This window comes from Curtobacterium sp. Leaf183 (genome assembly GCF_001424385.1).
Taxonomy (GTDB): domain Bacteria; phylum Actinomycetota; class Actinomycetes; order Actinomycetales; family Microbacteriaceae; genus Curtobacterium.
This window is the reverse complement of record NZ_LMPO01000007.1, coordinates 384,232-402,936: the sequence shown is the minus strand read 5'-3', so window position 1 is coordinate 402,936 and position 18,705 is coordinate 384,232. Positions and strand designations below refer to the sequence as shown.

The window sequence follows — 18,705 nt, the reverse complement described above, 5'->3', positions numbered from 1 at the left end:
ACCGCCACCATCACCGCACAGATCAAGTAACACCCCCCGCGCCACGAGCGCACAGCACCACACGAGAACGCCGCCCTGATCACGGGGCGGCGTTCTCTGCGTTCCCCCCACCCAACAGCGTCGCGACATCACGGGTCCAGCGCATTGATGTCATGGGTCCAACCCACCGCGGGCGCCCGGATGCCGGTTCCCCTCCACGTCGATGACGAATCCGGTTCTCTCCGCTCGACGTTCCCGAACCAGATCCGTCACTCCGCTCCCGACTGACCACCGCTCTCGACCACCGGGGCGCCCGGGCACCGGACGAACGACCCCCTACGCGCGGGACGACGCGCCACGCGCGGAACTACCGACTCCACGGGAGCCTTCGGCGACGAGCCGCGCCCGAGTGTCAGAGGTCGAAGCGGGTGCCCTTCGGGTTCGACGGCAGCAGGAACACCACGAACAGCACCAGCGACCCGATGCCCGGCAGCACGTGCAGGAACTGCCAGAAGCCGGACAGGTTCGCGTCGTGCAGCCGTCGGGCGCCGAGCGCGAGCGACCCGACCAGGGTGGCCAGCACCCAGAGCACGAACAGGTAGGATCCCACGGGGTTCTCGAGCATCGGAGTGTCCGGTGTGAACACCTGGGGCACGAGCTGCAGCACGAGCCCGATCGCCAGCGACGTGATCCACCACCACCAGAACTCAGACCGGGACGCCCGCCCGGTGAACACGGTGTACTTCCGCCAGAACCGGCGGAGCGCCTCGGTGAACGGCGCGCCGATGAACGGGTCGCGGAGGGCCACACCGCCGGGTTGCGGGCTGTCGTCTGTCATGCGGACCAGCCAACCACGCCCGAGTCGGGCGGAGCTGCACCCCCGCACGCACGTCGCGCCCCGCAGGAACGGGGCGCGATGCGCGTGCAGGGGTGCGATCCGTGACCGGTCGCCCGGCGGCTAGACCAGCGAGTCGCGCCAGGCCGCGTGCAGCTGGGCGAACCGCCCCGTGCCCGCGATCAGGTCGTCGGGGGTGCCGTCCTCGACGATCCGGCCGTACTCCATCACGAGCACCCGGTGGGCGATCGCGACGGTGGACAGCCGGTGCGCGATGATCACGGCCGTGCGGTCGGCGAGCAGGGTCTCGAGGCCCTCCTGCACCAGCCGCTCGGACGGGATGTCGAGCGACGCCGTCGCCTCGTCGAGGATGAGCACCTTCGGGTCCGCGATGAACGCCCGGGCGAACGACAGCAGCTGTCGCTGTCCCGCCGACACCCGACCACCGCGCTTGTTCACGTCGGTGTCGTACCCGTCGGGCAGCGCCATGATGAACTCGTGCGCGCCGACCGCCTTGGCCGAGGACTCGATCTCGGCGCGGGACGCCCCCGGCTTGCCGAGCGCGATGTTGTCCGCGACCGTGCCGGAGAACAGGTAGGCCTCTTGCGTGACCATGACGATCGCGCGGCGCATGTCCTTCGTGTCGAGGTCCCGCAGGTCCACGCCGTCGAGCTTCACCGAGCCGCGGGACGGGTCGTAGAACCGCGCCATGAGCTTGGCGAGCGTCGACTTGCCCGCACCGGTCGACCCCACCAGGGCGATCGTCTGCCCGGACGGGATGTGCAGGTCGAACGCCGGCAGCACGACCTTGCCCGCGTTGTAGGCGAACTCGACGTCGTCGAAGTCCATCTTGCCCTTGGCGTCGGCGAGCTTCGTCGGCTTCACGGGGTCCGGCACGCTCGGACGTTCCTCGAGCACCCCGGAGATCTTCTCCATCGCGGCCGAGGCCGACTGGTACCCGTTGTAGAACATCGCGAGCTCCTGCGCCGGGTCGAAGAAGCGCTTGGCGTACAGCGCCACCGCGAGCAGCGCGCCGACCTCGAGCGACCCGCCGACGACCCGGAAGCCACCGATGACGACCACCGCGGCGAGGGTCACGTTGCCGATGAGCACCAGCACCGGGTCGAAGGTCCCGAACAGGTTGAACACCTTCGTGTTGGCCACCCGGTAGTCCTCGACGAAGCCGCCGTACTCGTCCTTGTTGCGGGACTCCTTGCGGAAGGCCTGCACGGCGCGGATCCCCGTCATGGTCTCGACGAACTGCACGATGACGCGGGCCGACGCCACACGGGTGGCACGGAACAGCGTCTGCGAGTTCGACTGGAACCAGCGGATCAGGAACCACAGCGGCACGAGCGACACGGCGAGCACCAGCCCGGACGTGGGGTCGAGCGACACGAGTGCCACCGCGGTGAACGCCATGTACAGCACGCCCTGGATGAGCTGGTTCAGCCCCGAGTCGAGCAGCTCGCGGATCGAGTCGAGGTCACTCGTCTGGCGGGAGATGATCCGTCCGGACGTGTAGGTCTCGTGGAACTCGAGCGACAGGCGCTGCGTGTGCAGGAACACCCGCTTGCGCAGGTCGAACAGGATCGCCTGGCTGATCCGCGCCGCCAGCACCGTGTACCACGCGGTGAGGACCGCGCCGAGGACCGCGACGACGATGTACGTCGCCACGACCCCGAACGCCGGGACCCAGTCGTTCCGCTCCAGCACGTCGGGCAGGGCGTTGTCGATGCCCCACGCGATCAGCGCCGGTCCGGCGACGGTCCCGGCGGTCGAGACGACCACGACGATGCCGAGCAGGACCAGGCGGGCCTTCAGCGGCGCCGCGAGCGACCCGAGCAGCGACAGCGAGCGGCGCCGCAGGCGCTTGCTCTCCGCCTTGGTGAAGTCCTCGCGCTCCTCGCCGCGCACGCCGAGCGTGGTGATCGAGGCGGTGACAGGTGCGGCAGCCTGCGCGGCCGCGGTGTCCTGCAGTTCCGGATCCGAGCCTCCTGGCAGGTCCGTGGAGCCGATGGGCTGGGCCGGGGTGCCGAGGGCCTGGTTGGTGTCTCCCTGCTGGGTCATGCCATCGCCTCCTGTCGTGCGGTCGCGTCGTCCTCGTCCAGGGACGAGATGACGTAGCGGTAGTGGTCGTTCGTGGCCATCAGCTCCGAGTGGGTGCCGACGGCGGTGACGACGCCGTTCTCCATGAGCGCGACGCGGTCGGCCAACGTCACGGTGGACGGACGGTGGGCCACGATGAGCGAGGTGGTCTCGGCGAGGACCCGGCGCAGGCCGGCCTCGACGCGGGCCTCGGTGTCGACGTCGAGCGCCGACAGCGGGTCGTCGAGCACCAGGACCGACGGCCGTGCCGCGATCGCCCGCGCCAGCGCGAGCCGCTGCCGCTGCCCACCGGACAGGGACAGCCCCTCTTCTCCGACGCGGGTGTCCATGCCGTCGGGCAGGTCGTCGACGAACGACGCCTGTGCGATGTCGAGGGCTTCGCGGAGCAGCGCGTCGGCAGCCTCACCCGTGACGTCCGGGCGACCGAGCAGCACGTTCTCCCGCACGGTCGTCGAGAACAGGGTGGCGTCCTCGAACGCGACGCCCACGTGCCGCCGCAGCTCTTCACGCGTCAGGTCACGGATGTCGACGCCGTCGATCGTCACCGATCCGCCGGTCACGTCGTACAGCCGTGGCACCAGCGAGAGCAGCGTCGTCTTGCCGCAGCCGGTGAGCCCGACGAGCGCCATGGTCTCACCGGGCTCGAGCCGCAGCTCGACGCCGTTGATGAGGTCCGGGTACTGCGCCGCGGAGTCCTGGTACCGGAAGTGCACGGCGTTGAAGGACAGCGCACCGTGCGGCTCGGCGATCGTCTTCGGGTGTTCCGGATCCGTGATCGTGTTCTCGGAGTCCATCACCTCGAAGAAGCGGTCGACCGCGGTGCGCGCGTCGAACGTCATCGAGAGCAGGAAGCCGATCGACTCGATCGGGAACCGCAGCACCGTCGCCGTCGCGAAGAACGCGAACAGCTGCCCGACGCTGAGCTGTCCCTGGCTGGCCAGGTAGATCCCCGCCAGCAGGCACAGCGCGAAGGCGACGTCCGGCACGAGCAGCAGCCACAGCCAGATGCTCGCGATGGCCTTCGCCTTCTTGATCTCGGTGCCACGCAGTGCCTCGGCCTGCTCGCTGAACTCCTCGAGCTTGTACCCGCCGCGGCCGAACGCCTTGAGCACGCGGATGCCGTGCACCGACTGCTCGACGCTCGTCGCCAGGTCGCCGACCTGGTCCTGGCTGCGGCGCGCGACGACGGAGTACCGACGCTCGAACAGCAGCCCGTTGATCCAGAGCGGGATCGACGCGATCAGGAAGATCAGGCCGAGCAGCCACCCGAAGGTGAACAGCACGACGAACCCGACCACGATCGTGACGACGTTGACGACGAGCAGCACGACGCCGAACGCCAGCCAGCGGCGGATGAGCGACAGGTCGGACACCGAGCGGGACAGCAGCTGCCCCGACTCCCACCGGTCGTGGAACGCGACGGGCAGGTCCTGCAGCTTGGCGTACAGCGCGTTGCGCATGCTCGTCTCGATGCGGGTCGACGGGCGCATCACCATGCGGCGACGCGAGGCGATGAAGAACGCCTCGAGCACGCCGAGGGCGAGCACACCGAGCCCGGCGGGCCAGATCTGGGCATCGTCCTTGGACGACAGCGGGCCGTCGACGAGCCACTGCAGGACGTAGGGGATGGCGAGCGCCACCAGGGAGGCTCCCATCGCCGCGGCCATGCCGGCGATGAGGCGGCCCTGGAAGGGCTTCACGTAGGGGTAGATCCGCGCGATCGCGCGGAAGGTGGACGGGCGCGCCGTGGTGGGCGACTTGGACATGCGTTGCGTCCTCATGCGTCTGCCGGGTCCCCGGCCGACCGGGCCGACGCCGCCCGCGGTGCGTGCGTCGTCTGCTCCGGACCGGCCTGGAGGCTCGGTGTGCGTTGCGTGGTCGTCATCAGCCGGGCGCGTGGTCGCGCGCCACCGCCGTCACCTGCGTGACGTCGGTCGGGCCGGTAGGCACCGAGGGACAGGTGTCCCCCGGGTTCAGGCGGGTGGTTCGCGGTCGCCGTGGTGGTGCGGCGCCGCGAGGCCGTGGGAGACGGCCTGGCTAGGCGGCGGCCGCGGCCCGTCGGGGTCGCGGAGCGGAAGCGGTCCCCACGAGGGACACGTGACCTGCGCGGGCGGCCGTCGCCACTGTTCCGGTCGAGATGTCCATCGTCACTCCAGTCGTCGTCTTCGTCACCGTTGTGTCTGCGGTGCCGCCGTTCCCGAGGGATCGTCGGCTGCCTGTCGCAGAGCCTTACAGGCTATTCAGAGGATCTCCGCAGCGCAATGGCCTTGCCACGATTTGTTCAGATCAGTGGAAGAAGTGCCGCTCGCCGGTGAAGTACATCGTCACGCCGGCCGCCGTCGCCGCCGCGATGACCTCGTCGTCACGGACGCTGCCGCCCGGCTGCGCGACTGCGCGCACCCCGGCGTCGAGCAGGACCTGCAGTCCGTCGGCGAACGGGAAGAAGGCGTCGGAGGCGGCGACCGACCCGGCGGCACGGTCACCGGCGCGGGTCACGGCGAGGTGGCACGAGTCGACCCGGTTGACCTGGCCCATGCCGACCCCGACGCTCGCACCGCGGTTCGCCAACAGGATCGCGTTCGACTTCACCGCACGCGCCGCCTTCCACGCGAAGGCGAGGTCAGCCAGGGTCGCGTCGTCGGCGGGCGCGCCGGCGACCAGGTCCCACGTGGACTGGTCGAACGCCGTGAAGCGGTCGGCGTCCTGCACGAGGAACCCACCGGAGATCTGCTTGACCTCGCGCGGGGCGAGTGCGAAGTCGGCCGGCAGGGTGAGGAGTCGGATGTTCTTCTTGCGCGACAGGATCTCGAGGGCCTCGGGGTCGAAGCCCGGGGCGACGACGACCTCGGTGAAGACGTCCTTGACGGTCTCGGCCATCTGCACGGTCACGGGACGGTTCGCGGCGATGACCCCGCCGAACGCCGACAGCGGGTCGCAGGCGTGCGCGGCGGCGTGTGCCGAGGCGATCGGGTCGGCGGCGCCGGGTGCAGCGACCGCGATGCCGCAGGGGTTGGCGTGCTTGATGACCGCGACGGCCGGCTCGGTGAAGTCGAACGCGGCACGGACGGCTGCGTCGGCGTCGACGTAGTTGTTGTACGACATCTCCTTGCCGTGCAGCTGCGTCGCCTGCGCGATCCCGGTACCGCCGTCGCTGGAGTACAGCGCCGCTGCCTGGTGCGCGTTCTCGCCGTAGCGGAGGGTCGCGGTCAGGTCGGCGTCGAACGACAGGTGGTCGTCGAAGGTGCCGGGTGTCTCGAGGTCGGGGTCGGACGCGACCACGTCGCCCGCGGGTGCGTCGACCACGTCGCTGGCGAAGTACGAGGCCACCGCGGTGTCGTAGGCGGCGGTGTGCGCGAAGGCCTGTGCTGCCAGGCGCTTCCGGAGCTCGAGCGAGGTCCCGCCGGCGCGGACGGCCTCGACGACCTCGGCGTAGGACGCGGGCGAGACAACGATCGCCACGTTCGGGTGGTTCTTCGCCGACGCGCGGACCATCGCCGGGCCGCCGATGTCGACGTTCTCGACCACGGTCGCGATGTCGGCGCCCGAGGCCACCGTCTCGACGAACGGGTACAGGTTCACGACGACGAGCTCGAACGCCTCGATCCCCAGGTCGGCGAGCTGCTGCTCGTGCGACTCGAGCCGCAGGTCGGCGAGCAGCCCCGCGTGCACGGACGGGTGCAGCGTCTTGACCCGGCCGTCCAGCGACTCGGGGAACCCGGTGACGCTCGACACGTCGGTGACCGTGTAGCCGGCGTCGCGGATCGTCTGCGCGGTCGACCCGGTCGACACGAGCTCGACCCCCGCGTCGGCCAGTGCCCCGGCGAGCTCGAGCAGACCGGACTTGTCGCTGACGGAGATGAGGGCACGACGCACGGGGACGACGTCCCGGTCGCGGTACAGGCTGGGGTCGGCGGCGTGGACGCTCATGCGCTCGTGGTGCCCTTCAGGTCGATGTGTCCGTTGGCGATGTCGAGGACGGTCTGGATCAGCAGGCGCCGCTCGACCGGCTTGATGCGGTCGTGCAACGTCGACTCGGAGTCGTGCGGCAGCACGGGGACGCGCTCCTGGGCCAGGATCGGCCCGCTGTCGACGCCGTCGTCGACCTGGATCACGCTGGCACCCGTCTCGCTGACCCCTGCGGCCAGGGCGTCACGGACGCCGTGCGCGCCCGGGAACTCGGGCAGGTACGCGGGGTGGGTGTTGATGACCGCGGGACCGAACTCGGAGACGACGGCCGGCGGCAGCAGGCGCATGAGTCCGGAGAGCACGAGCAGGTCCGGCGACCAGGGGCGGATCTGCTCGGCGAGCGCCTGACCCCAGTCGGCGCGCGAGTCGTAGCGCGAGTACGGCACCGAGAACGTCGGGATCGAGTACTCCTCGCCGAGACCGAGTCCCTCGGCGTCGCGGTCGGCACCGATGGCGACGACGCGGGCGGGGTACTCCGCGTCGCGGGTCGCCTCGAGCAGGGCCCGCAGGTTCGAGCCGGCACCGGAGATCAGGACGACCAGTTCGAGCACGGGACAACCCTACCGGCGGTCGTGGCGTGCGACGCCCGTCACCGGTCGTCCTTCGGGCGACGCCACCACGGCAGCTCGTCCTCGGGGACCTGGTCGGTCGTGTCCCACCGCCCCGGCGCGGCCGGCGGCGGCGTGGGCTCGTCGGCGTCGTCGCGACCGGAGACGAACTCCTCGGTGCTCCACGGGAACGCGCGCTGCTCGTCGCGGGCTCCGGCGACCTCGGGACGCTCCGGACGGTGGAGGTCGGGGCGGTCGTCGGGCGCGGTGTCCGCGCGCTCGGCGTCGGCGCCCGTCACGCGGTCCCGCAGGCTGCCGGCCCGGCTGCGGAGCGCAGCGGCGCGGCCGCGCAGGCCGTCGGTGCGGCCGCGCAGGCCGTCGGCGTGCCCGCGCAGGTCCCCGGCCCGGCCCTTGACCCCGTCCGCTGCGCCGCGCAGACGGTCGCGGACGGCGCCGACCCGACCACCGGGTCCGGCGGACGGCTCCGGCGTCGACGGCTGTGCACGAGGAGCAGCAGGCGTCGACGTCGGCGCACCGGAGCGCGCCCAGTCGGGCAGCGGCACGTCGTGGTCCGGGTCGCGATCAGGTCGGTGGTCGGGGTCCGACCGGGAGGACCGGGGCGCGTCCGACATGCGCCGCGCGTCGTCCTCGACGGGCTCGGTCACGGCACTGTCGGTCCCGTGGTCGCCGGCGCGGGTAGCGGCGTGGTGGGCCTCGGACACGGCGAAGCGGTGCACGTCGGTCGTGCGCCCGGCACCGGCCCGGTCGAGGGCGTCGAGGAGGGATCCCTCGGCGTGTACCTCGGCGTCGTCCCGGGCATCGTCGTCGGCCTCGTGCCAGTGCTCGCGGGCCCAGGGGCGCTCGGGCATGCGCACGAGGTCCTGCCCGATCGCCAGCGCGACGATCGCGGGGACGCCGACCTCGAGCGCGGCGAACAGCCCGACGACCAGGGCGTGTGGTCCGACGTCGGCGAGACGCCCTGGACCGAAGGACCCCGACGACAGCCAGGCGATGCCGCCCGTCAGGAGCCCGGCCACGATCCCCGTCGCCAGCCCAGCGGCAGCTCGGAGCAGCGCGCTGTCGTCGGCGCCCAGCGCCCGGACGAGTCGGGGACGCAGGAGGCCACCGGCGGCGAACCCGGCGAGCACGGGCACCAGGACCCAGAGCAGCCCGAAGGTGTGACCAGACGCCGGCAGCGCGCCGAACACCGGCAGCGCGGGGATCGGTCCGAGGGCCGTGCCGATCGGGGAGACCGTCGACCCGGTGCCGATCGCGAAGCCCGGGCCGACGAGCCACGACGTCGCCCAGCCGATGAAGTCGGGCAGGAAGGCGAGCTGGCCGACGGTGAGCGCCACGCCCCCGACGATCTCAGCGTGCGACCGCTCGTACAGGGTGATGACCTCGGCGAACGACCCGAACAGCAGGAACCCGACGACGATGCCGGCGACGGCGACCACGGCCGCGGTCGCCGCGGTGCCCGCACGCAGCCCGAAGCCGGCGACGGTGCGCCAGACCTCGGGGACGCGGTGGAGCTGGTCGAGCACGCGCCCGGTCACCGGGTCGGCCGGCATCGAGCGGCGACGACGGCAGACCTCGGCGGCGGCGAGTGCCGGGACGCCAAACCAGAGCGCGGGGAAGACGACCGCCTGCCACAGGGCCGGGTGGGTCGCGGCCGACGTCGACGACAACCCGACACCGAGCCCGAGGACCGCGGCGACGGCGGTCCCGACCAGGATCCCGGTCACCCGGTGCTCGGTCTCGGCGAACCGGCGGCCGGCACGTGCGCCGAGCCACGCGGTGACCGCTGCGAACCCGAGTGCGGCCAGCGTGATCGCGATCGGGTCCCCCGCACCGCTGACCCCGGAGGCCTTGGCCGCTGCAGCCCCGAGCACGAACGTGACGTCCACGCCGTGTCCGATGAGCCAGACGCTGCCCGCAGCCTTCCAGAAGACGTCCCAGTCGACCTGCAGGCCGTACTCGAAGCCCCAGAGCAGCGTCAGCGGGACCAGGGCGATCCCGAGGCCGACGCCGACCGTCACGACCGCTTCGATCGCGGCGAGCAGAGCGGTTCCCAGGCGGTTCATCGCAGCGAGGATACGTGCCGACCCGCGTGAACGACGGGAGGCTCGGCGCGGAACCCGCACCGAGCCTCCTGGCAGTCCCGTGAGGACGGGAACCGCTAGTGGGCGGCGACCACCTCGCGCAGCAGCGCTGCCGTCTCGGACGGCGTCTTGCCGACCTTGACGCCAGCCGCCTCGAGCGCCTGCTTCTTCGCCTCGGCGGTGCCGGCCGAGCCGGACACGATCGCGCCGGCGTGACCCATCGTCTTGCCCTCGGGGGCCGTGAAGCCCGCGACGTACCCGACGACCGGCTTCGTGACGTGCGCCTTGATGTAGTCGGCAGCGCGCTCCTCGGCGTCGCCGCCGATCTCGCCGATCATCACGATCGCGGTCGTCTCGGGGTCGGCCTCGAACGCGGCGAGCGCGTCGATGTGCGTCGTGCCGATGACCGGGTCGCCGCCGATGCCGATGGCGGTCGAGAAGCCCAGGTCACGCAGCTCGTACATCATCTGGTAGGTCAGGGTGCCCGACTTCGAGACGAGGCCGATCGGGCCCTTGCCGGTGATCGTCGCCGGGGTGATGCCGACGAGCGACTCACCAGGGGTGATGATGCCCGGGCAGTTCGGGCCGATGATGCGGGTCTTCCCGCCGAGCGCCTTGGCGTGCGCCCAGAACTCGGCCGAGTCCTGCACAGGGATGCCCTCGGTGATGACGACGACGAGCGGGATCTCGGCGTCGATGGCCTCCATCACGGCGTCCTTCGCGAACGCCGGCGGGACGAAGACGATCGAGACGTCGGCACCGGTGGTGTCTATGGCCTCGCGCACCGAGCCGAAGACGGGCAGCTCGACGTCGCCGTGGGTGACGGTCGTGCCGGCCTTGCGGGCGTTCACGCCACCGACCACCTGCGTGCCGGCCTTGAGCATGAGTGCGGTGTGCTTGGTGCCCTCGCCGCCGGTGATGCCCTGGACGATGACCTTGGAGTCCTTGTTGAGGAAGATCGACATGGTCAGTCCCTTCAGGCCGCTGCGGCGGCGAGTTCGGCGGCCTGCTCGGCCGCGTCGTCCATGGTCGCGGCGACGGTGACGAGCGGGTGCGCTGCCTCCGCCAGGATCCGGCGACCTTCTTCCACGTTGTTGCCGTCCAGGCGCACGACGAGCGGCTTGGTGGCCGCGTCGCCGAGGATGCCGAGCGCGGCGACGATGCCGTTCGCGACGGCGTCGCAGGCGGTGATGCCGCCGAACACGTTCACGAACACGCTCTTGACCTGCGGGTCACCGAGGATGACGTCGAGGCCGTTTGCCATGACCTCGGCCGAGGCACCGCCGCCGATGTCGAGGAAGTTCGCGGGCTTGACGCCGCCGTGGCGCTCACCGGCGTAGGCGACGACGTCGAGCGTCGACATGACGAGCCCCGCGCCGTTGCCGATGACGCCGACCTGGCCGTCGAGCTTGACGTAGTTCAGGCCGTGCGCCTTCGCCTTGGCTTCGAGCGGGTCCTCGCTGGCGGTGTCCTCGAGCTGCTTGTGGGCGTCGTGGCGGAAGTCGGCGTTCTCGTCGAGGGAGACCTTGCCGTCGAGCGCCAGGATCTGACCGTCACCCGTGCGGACGAGGGGGTTCACCTCGACCAGCGTGGCGTCCTCGCCGGCGAACACGTCGTAGAGCTTCACGAAGACACCGGCGACCTGCTCGACGAGTTCGTCCGGGAACCCGGCCTGGCGAGCGATGTCCTCGCCGGCCTCCTGGTTGATCCCGGTCAGCGGGTTCACCTCGACGCGGGCGAGCGCCTCGGGCTTCTCGACCGCGAGCTGCTCGATCTCCATGCCGCCCTCGACGCTGACGAGCGACAGGTAGGAGCGGTTGGCGCGGTCGAGCAGCACGGAGAAGTAGAACTCCTCGGCGATGTCGGCACCCTGGGCGACCATGACGCGCTGCACGGTGTGGCCCTTGATGTCGAGGCCGAGGATCGCCTGGGCGTGCTCGAACGCCTCGTCCGGGGTCTTCGCGACCTTGACGCCGCCGGCCTTGCCGCGGCCGCCGACCTTCACCTGCGCCTTGACGACGACCACGCCACCGATCTTCTCGGCAGCCGCCCTCGCCTCCTCTGGGGTGTCGGCGATGATGCCCTGCAGCACAGGGACGCCGTAGGACTCGAAGAGGTCCCTGGCCTGGTACTCGAAAAGATCCACGCTGTTCTTCTTCCCGCACGGTTCGTGCGATCGGCATCGGTTCCACGCGGTCGCAGCACTCTCCGTCGAGGGTCGCTCGATGTCGAGACAACGGCCGCGGACCACACTAGCGGCGGCAGGTGGACAACGCGTGCGTCCGTCGGGAGGCACGGATCACGTCGGCCGGTTCGGCCGTCGCCGACCGGATGGCCACCGCGCGCAGTCCCGGTGCAGGCCGCCAGGACCGGCTCGGCACGGTGGATCGATGCACGACGCACTCCGCACCCGAGCCGCCGAGGTCTTCGGCTGGCAACTCCGCCCCGACCAGCAGACCGTGATCGACGCCGTCCTCGCGGGCCGGGACGCCCTCGCCGTGATGCCGACGGGCTCGGGCAAGTCCGCGATCTACCAGCTGGCGGGACTCGCCCTCGACGGCCCGGTCGTCGTGGTCTCGCCGCTGGTCGCGCTACAGGAAGACCAGGTCGTCGGCCTGGCACAGCACCCTGACGCACCGAAGGGCGTGACGGTGAACGCCACCAAGCGGTCCCGCGACCTGACCGAGGCGTGGGAGGCGGTCACCGCGGGCGACGTCCGCTACGTCTTCCTCGCGCCGGAGCAGCTCGCGAAGCCCGACGTGCAGGACCGCCTTCGCGACGCCGGGGTCGGCCTGGTCACGGTGGACGAGGCGCACTGCGTGTCGTCCTGGGGCCACGACTTCCGCCCCGACTACCTGGCGCTCGGCGAGGCGATCGAGCGCCTGGGGCGTCCGCCCGTGCTGGCCCTGACCGCGACGGGCTCCGCCCCCGTGCGGGACGACGTCATCGCGCGGCTCGGCATGCACGACCCGCTCGTGCTCGCGGCCGGGTTCGACCGTCCGGAGCTCCGGCTCGAGGTCCGACGCCACGAGGACGACGAGGGCAAGCGCGAGGCCGTCGTCGCGCAGGTCGCCGCGCTGCCCGGCGCCGGGGTCGTCTACGTCGCCACGCGGGCCGAGACCCTCGTGTACGCCGACGAGCTCGTCGAGCACGGTCGCCGCGCACAGCCGTACCACGCCGGACTCCGCGTGCGGGACCGGGAGCGGGTGCTGACCGGCTTCCACGACGGCTCCGTCGAGGTCGTGGTCGCCACGAGCGCGTTCGGGATGGGCATCGACAAGCCCGACGTCCGCTTCGTGGTGCACGCCGACGTGCCCGAGTCCGTCGACGCCTACTACCAGGAGGTCGGACGCGCCGGCCGTGACGGCGGCGATGCCCTCGCGACACTGCACTACCGCGCCGAGGACCTGGGCCTGCGACGCTTCTTCGCGTCCGGCAGCCCGCGGCCCGCCTCGCTCCGCGCTGTCTTCGACGCCGTCCCCGCATCCGGGGCGATCGCCCGGACCGACCTGCCGGACGCATCGGGCCTCGCCGCACGCACCGCTGGCCGGGCGGTCAACGCCCTCGTCGAGGCCGGCGTGCTCGTCGACGGCCACGACGGCATCGCCCGCGCGGCGGACGGCCCGGCGACCGCCGATGCCGCTGCCCGGACGGCGAAGGACCGCGCACACGAACGGGAACGGGTCGAGGAGTCGCGGATCGCCATGATGCGCGAGTTCGCCGAGACACAGGGCTGCCGGCGACAGTTCCTGCTCGGGTACTTCGGGGACGAACTCGCCGAGCCGTGCGGCAACTGCGACACGTGCACCGCCGGCACCGCCGCGGTCACGCGTGCAGCCGACGGGGCGCACGACGCCGAGTGGCCGCCGGACGCCGACGTGGAACACGCGGAGTGGGGTCACGGCACGGTGATGAGCACCGAGGACGACCGGCTGACGGTGTTCTTCGAGTCGGCGGGCTACCGCACGCTGGCGCTCGCGGACGTCGAGGACCGGCACCTGCTCGAGCGCGTCTGACGACCGGCGGGGGATGCGCGGTCGCCCGGCTCCAGGCCGGCGACCGCGCTCCACTCCCCCGAGCACGGCGAGTGTGCACGGTCCGCATGACGTGCAGGTTGCGGGTGGGTGAACGCCCCGCGACCTGGACGGGCCCTCACCCTGCCCGGGTAGGCAGAAGACCACCACCACACGAGGAGCACCACCATGAGCGATCCCGGCATCAGCCCCGTCGACGACTTCGACTCGCAGCAGCGTCGCGACGACGACGTCGACCGTGAGCACGTCGGCCCCTACGAGGTCGACGAGACCGAGGAGTCCCTGGAGACCGTGACGAACGACGCGGTCGCCGGCGAGACCGTCGAGCCGCAGCCCGGTGACGGCACCGACGACGGCCCCACCGGCGGCGCACCCCGCGAGGCGAGCGCCGACCTGTGGGAGCACGACGACGACACCGAGCGCCCCGACCTCGGCAACGACCTGGGCACGAAGCCGCTCTGACCGGCGGACCGGTCCGGCACACTGGTGCCGTGACCAACGACCGGACTGGAGGCTCGGCGCCGGACGTGCGCCGAGCCTCCCGTCCGTCGTCGGGTCGCGACCGCGACCTGGTGCGGTTCCTGGCGGACAGCACGCCCGTCCTGTCCGGCGGGTGCGCGATCCTGCTGCAGATCGCCGACCCGGTGGTCGCTGCGGGCGTGCGCCGCCACTCCGACTTCGCGCGACGGCCGCAGCAGCGCCTCGCGCACACCCTCATGTACGTCTACGCCGTCGTGATCGGCTCGTCTACCGACGCCGCGACCGCGACCGGCTTCGTGAACCGTGCCCACGCGCGCGTCGCCGGTGCGGACGAGGTCGACCGGCAGCTCTGGGTCGCCGCCACCCTGTACGACTCGGCGATCCGGGCGCACGAGGCGTTCGGCACCCCGGTGTCGCCCGAGCTCGCACACCGGGTGCTCGACGCGTACGCCCCGCTCGGTGTGGCGCTGCGCGTCCCGCCGGAGCGCTGGCCGGCGACCCCCGAGGAGTTCGCGGCGTACTGGGACGAGACGCTCTCGGGTCTGCGGGTCACCGAGGACGCCCGCGGCGTCGTGCGCGACCTGCTCCACCCGCGGTTCGCTCCCCTGTGGGTCCGTGCGGCGATGCCGCTCGTGCGCATCGTGACGGTCGGCATGCTGCCGGACGAGGTGCGCACGCAGTACGGCTTCGCGTGGGGGCCGCGCGAACGGCGGCGCTGGCGACGCACCGCGACGTCGATCCGTCGCATCCGGGCACTCGTGCCGGGTGCCGTGCTCCGCCTGCCGGGGCCGCTGCTGCTGCGGGCGATGCGGGCGACGGCAGCACGACACCGGTAGTTGTCACACTGACAAATACCGTGCTAGGTTCGGGTCATGGCAGTCGAACTCAGCACCTGGGACCGGGGCGGCACCCCCGTGGCCCCCACGTTCTCCACCATGCGCTTCCCCGCGGGCGAAGCGCACGTCAAGGTCGCCGTCGAGCACGGCAGCCCTGCCGACCTGACCGAGATCGCGACGCTGCGGGGCACGAGCGGCGACGACCTGCTCATGCTCGGCATGTGGGCTGACGCCGTCCGCCAGCGCGGCGCGAAGTCGGTCGCGCTCGTCCCGTACCTGCCCGGTGCACGCCAGGACCGCGGGCTGCCGTTCGGTGCCCGGGTCTACGCGGACGTCCTGAACGGCTTCCACCTCGACCAGGTGATCGCGTTCGACCCGCACTCCCCCGTGATCGTCGGACTGGTGGAGCGCCTCACCGTCGTCACGAGCGAACGGGTCGTCCGCGACACCGTCGTCGCCGGGTCCGACTACAGCGGCGTCATCGCCCCGGACAAGGGTGCCGTCGCCCGGGCGACCGCCGTCGCCGACGCCTGCGGACTGCCGGTGTTCCGCGCCGAGAAGCACCGCAACCCCGACACGGGCAAGCTCGACGGCTTCTCCTGCGAGCCGCTGCCGGACACCGGCCGACTGCTCGTCGTCGACGACATCTGCGACGGGGGTGGCACCTTCATGGGACTGGCCGGCAGCACCGGCCTCCCGAAGGAGCGACTCGGCCTCTGGGTGTCGCACGGCGTGTTCTCCGGCCGGGCACCCCAGCTCGCCGACCACTTCGGCGAGATCGTCACGACCGACTCGTACCCCGCGCAGAACGCCGTGCCCGGCCTGCGCACGATCGAACTCACCCCCTACCTGACGGAGCAGATCCGATGACCGACACCACGACCGCACTGGCCCCGCGCATCACCACCGCGAGCCCGATCGCTCCGCTGCTGGCGGTCGACGGGTACAAGCACTCACACCGGCAGGTCTACCCCCGGGGCACGACCCGCATCCTGATCAACTGGACGAACCGCTCGAACGCGCACATGCCCGAGTCGACCCACGCCGTGGTGTTCGGACTGCAGGCGTTCATCCAGCGACACCTGGTCGAGGCATGGGCACCGTTCTTCGCCGCCGACGAGGACGAGGTCGCCCGGCTGTTCTCCGAGGCGCTCGAGGGGTACTTCGGCCCGAACCACATCGGCGTCGACCACGTCCGCGCCCTGCACCGCCTGGGGTACCTCCCCCTGACGATCCGCGCGCTCCCCGAGGGCACCCTCGCCCCGATCGGCGTCGCCACCCTGACCGTCGAGAACACCGTCGACGAGTTCTTCTGGCTGCCGAACTACATCGAGACCGCCCTGTCGGCGTCGATCTGGCACCCCTCCACCGTCGCGACGAAGGCGCTGGAGTACCGCGACCTGATGGAGGACTGGGCGGCCCGCACGGGCGCCGTGCCGGAGAGCATCGACTTCGCCGCGCACGACTTCTCGTTCCGCGGGCAGTCGAGCATCGAGTCCGCGGCAGCCGGCGGCGCCGGGCACCTGCTCTCGTTCCTCGGCACCGACTCGATGCCGACGCTCGACTTCATCGACCGGTACTACCCGGGCGACAACGGCTGGGTCGCCGCCAGCGTCCCCGCCACCGAGCACAGCGTGATGTGCGTCCGCGGCGCCGACGGCGAACTCGAGACCTTCGAGCAGATCCTCGACGTCTACCCGACGGGCATCGTCTCGGCGGTCAGTGACGGCTTCGACCTGTTCAAGGTGCTCACCGAGACGCTCCCCCAGCTCAAGGACCGGATCACGGCCCGCGACGGCAAGCTCGTCATCCGCCCCGACTCCGGCGACCCGGTCGACATCGTCACCGGCACCGTGCACGACGTGCCCGAGGACGAGCTGCTGGCCGACGGGCGGTCGGACGAGCAGAAGGGCGTCGTCGAGCTGCTCGACGAGCTGTTCGGCCACACCGTCAACGACGCCGGGTACAAGGTCCTCGACCAGCACATCGGCGTGATCTACGGCGACAGCATCACCCTCGACCGCGCCCGTCGGATCTACGAGCGCCTGGCCGCCAAGGGCTACGCGAGCGACAACATCGTGCTCGGCATCGGGTCGTACACGTACCAGTACATGACCCGCGACAACCTCGGCAGCGCGGTCAAGGCGACCTGGGCGCTCGTCGACGGTGAACCGGTCGACATCCAGAAGGACCCGAAGACCGGCAGCGGCAAGAAGAGCGCCAAGGGCCGGATCGCCCTGCACCGGGACGCCACCGGCGAGATCCGCCAGACCGACCAGGCCACCGCATCGGACGAGGAGACGAGCCTGCTCCAGCCCGTCTGGACCGACGGCCGCTTCCTGGTGCACCAGTCCTTCGCCGACGTCCGGGCGACCCTCCGCCGCGAGCGCACCGAACGCGCCGCCCGACGAGCAGCAGCGGCCTCGTGACCGACGCGGTGACGACCCGCGACCAGCCGCTCATCGCGATCGACGTCGTCCCGATGTCCTTCTCGGCGGCCGGCCTGCTGGTCGCCACCGCGCGTCGGCAGTACGACCCGTACGCCGGCCAGGAGGCACTCCCCGGCGTGCTCCTGCACCCTGCGGAACGCCTGACCGACGCTGCACGGCGCGCCCTGCGCACCAAGGCGGGCATCGGTCCCGAGACAGTCCGGCACCTCGCGCAGATCGGCGCGTTCGACGGGCCGGAGCGCGACCCGCGCAACGCGGCGATCAGCATCGCGTTCGTCGCGGTGGCGGACTCCCCTGCGGTGGCGGGCCGCGCGTCCGACGCGTCCGAGGCAGCGCCATCCGGGGCCCAACCGTCTGCAGTCTGGCGCGACGCCGCCGGGGCCGAGCCGAGCCTCCCGTTCGACCACGACCGGATCATCGAGGCTGCCCTCGACCACGCGCGCACCCGACTCTGGCGCGACACGGCGTTGACGCGGGCGCTGCTCGGGCCGCGGTTCACGACGGCCGACGCGGCGCGGTTGCAGACCGGGCTGACCGGCAGCGCGCCCGATCCCGGCAACCTCAACCGATCGCTCCGGACGAACGCGGCACTCGTGCGGTCAGCAGAACCCGCCGCGTCCGCGCCCGGACGTCGCGGCGGTCGTCCCCCGGTCACCTGGACGTGGCAGGGCTGACGGGCGTTGGCTGGGGGCATGGCCTCCGCTCCCCTGTCCGGTGACACCTCCTTCGCCTTCCCCGAACTCGACGACCCGCCGGCCTCGCCGCTCGACGTCGCCCGCACCTGGGTGTCGGACGCGCAGGGCGGCGACGTGTCCGAGCCGATGTCGATGACGCTGGCGACCGCGGCCGACGGTGTCGTGAGCGCGCGCACCGTCGACGTGAAGACGATCGACGACCGCGGGCTGGTGTTCGGGTCCTCGAGCCACAGCCCGAAGGGGCGGCAGCTCACCGCGAACCCGGCCGCCGCACTGCAGGTCTACTGGCGCGAGACGATGCAGCAGCTGCGCTTCGAGGGCACCGTCGTGCAGCTGTCGGACCAGGAGTCCGACGAGCTGTTCGCCGCACGGTCGCCGAAGTCGCGCGCTGCCACCGCGGTCGCCGACCAGTCCGCGCCGCTCGACGGCTCGTTCCAGGACCTCATCGACGACGCGAACGCGCTGCTCGAGGAGTCCGAGGACGTGCCGCGACCGACGTCGTGGGTGGCTTGGCGACTCGAGCCGACCTCGGTCGAGTTCTGGCACGGCAGCCGCGACCGGATGCACCGCCGCCTGCAGTACCGGCTGGGGCCGGACGGCTGGACGTCGGCGGTCCTGCAGCCGTAGCGCCCGCTCGCGCTTGCGCGCCGGGCTGGCGCCGTTCGGGTTCG

Annotated in this window: 15 protein-coding genes; 7 read left to right on the top strand and 8 right to left on the bottom strand. The window is 71.8% G+C overall.

What is annotated here, in order from left to right; all coding sequences use genetic code 11:
* Window positions 1-391 precede the first annotated feature (391 nt).
* The 8 genes from ASG04_RS06390 to sucC all read right to left on the bottom strand — a co-directional run bounded on the left by ASG04_RS06390 (window position 392) and on the right by sucC (window position 11,685).
* Window positions 392-817, bottom strand: coding sequence for a DUF805 domain-containing protein (locus tag ASG04_RS06390; protein WP_056121572.1), 426 nt, complete (start codon window positions 815-817; stop codon window positions 392-394).
* 120 nt (window positions 818-937) lie between these two features.
* A complete protein-coding gene (locus ASG04_RS06385; RefSeq protein WP_056121651.1) occupies window positions 938-2,746 on the bottom strand; it encodes an ABC transporter ATP-binding protein in 1,809 nt (602 codons plus the stop codon).
* Between the two features lie 134 nt (window positions 2,747-2,880).
* Window positions 2,881-4,689 carry an ABC transporter ATP-binding protein gene (locus ASG04_RS06380; RefSeq protein ID WP_056121569.1) on the bottom strand — a complete coding sequence of 603 codons (1,809 nt, stop codon included), beginning with the start codon at window positions 4,687-4,689 and terminating at the stop codon, window positions 2,881-2,883.
* Between the two features lie 520 nt (window positions 4,690-5,209).
* On the bottom strand, window positions 5,210-6,850 hold the full coding sequence (purH, locus tag ASG04_RS06375; protein WP_056121567.1) for a bifunctional phosphoribosylaminoimidazolecarboxamide formyltransferase/IMP cyclohydrolase: 1,641 nt from the start codon (window positions 6,848-6,850) through the stop codon (window positions 5,210-5,212).
* Window positions 6,847-7,440, bottom strand: a complete 594-nt coding sequence (purN, locus tag ASG04_RS06370) for a phosphoribosylglycinamide formyltransferase (RefSeq protein ID WP_056121565.1) — start codon at window positions 7,438-7,440, stop codon at window positions 6,847-6,849. Before purN ends, purH begins: the two co-directional genes overlap by 4 nt.
* A 38-nt stretch (window positions 7,441-7,478) precedes the next feature.
* A complete protein-coding gene (locus ASG04_RS06365; RefSeq protein WP_056121563.1) occupies window positions 7,479-9,521 on the bottom strand; it encodes a DUF6350 family protein in 2,043 nt (680 codons plus the stop codon).
* Between the two features lie 95 nt (window positions 9,522-9,616).
* A complete protein-coding gene (sucD, locus tag ASG04_RS06360; RefSeq protein ID WP_056121560.1) occupies window positions 9,617-10,504 on the bottom strand; it encodes a succinate--CoA ligase subunit alpha in 888 nt (295 codons plus the stop codon).
* Between the two features lie 11 nt (window positions 10,505-10,515).
* Complete coding sequence (gene sucC / locus ASG04_RS06355; protein WP_056121558.1) at window positions 10,516-11,685, bottom strand: ADP-forming succinate--CoA ligase subunit beta; 1,170 nt, start codon at window positions 11,683-11,685, stop codon at window positions 10,516-10,518.
* 244 nt (window positions 11,686-11,929) lie between these two features.
* Between sucC and ASG04_RS06350 the strand changes: the two genes are divergently transcribed.
* The 7 genes from ASG04_RS06350 to ASG04_RS06320 all read left to right on the top strand — a co-directional run bounded on the left by ASG04_RS06350 (window position 11,930) and on the right by ASG04_RS06320 (window position 18,661).
* Window positions 11,930-13,555, top strand: coding sequence for a RecQ family ATP-dependent DNA helicase (locus ASG04_RS06350; RefSeq protein WP_056121555.1), 1,626 nt, complete (start codon window positions 11,930-11,932; stop codon window positions 13,553-13,555).
* 186 nt (window positions 13,556-13,741) lie between these two features.
* Window positions 13,742-14,035 carry a hypothetical protein gene (locus ASG04_RS06345; RefSeq protein ID WP_056121553.1) on the top strand — a complete coding sequence of 98 codons (294 nt, stop codon included), beginning with the start codon at window positions 13,742-13,744 and terminating at the stop codon, window positions 14,033-14,035.
* Window positions 14,036-14,064: 29 nt separating this feature from the next.
* Entirely contained in the window at window positions 14,065-14,889 is an 825-nt protein-coding gene (locus tag ASG04_RS06340; RefSeq protein WP_162241695.1) for an oxygenase MpaB family protein, read from the top strand.
* Window positions 14,890-14,925: 36 nt separating this feature from the next.
* On the top strand, window positions 14,926-15,759 hold the full coding sequence (locus tag ASG04_RS06335; RefSeq protein WP_056121549.1) for a phosphoribosyltransferase family protein: 834 nt from the start codon (window positions 14,926-14,928) through the stop codon (window positions 15,757-15,759).
* Window positions 15,756-17,318 (top strand): nicotinate phosphoribosyltransferase, encoded by a 1,563-nt coding sequence (locus tag ASG04_RS06330; RefSeq protein WP_056121548.1) that lies wholly within the window; start codon window positions 15,756-15,758, stop codon window positions 17,316-17,318. The genes ASG04_RS06335 and ASG04_RS06330 overlap by 4 nt, the downstream gene beginning before the upstream one ends.
* Window positions 17,315-18,013 carry an NUDIX domain-containing protein gene (locus tag ASG04_RS06325; protein WP_056121545.1) on the top strand — a complete coding sequence of 233 codons (699 nt, stop codon included), beginning with the start codon at window positions 17,315-17,317 and terminating at the stop codon, window positions 18,011-18,013. The genes ASG04_RS06330 and ASG04_RS06325 overlap by 4 nt, the downstream gene beginning before the upstream one ends.
* An 18-nt stretch (window positions 18,014-18,031) precedes the next feature.
* Complete coding sequence (locus ASG04_RS06320; RefSeq protein WP_056121543.1) at window positions 18,032-18,661, top strand: pyridoxal 5'-phosphate synthase; 630 nt, start codon at window positions 18,032-18,034, stop codon at window positions 18,659-18,661.
* Window positions 18,662-18,705 lie beyond the last annotated feature (44 nt).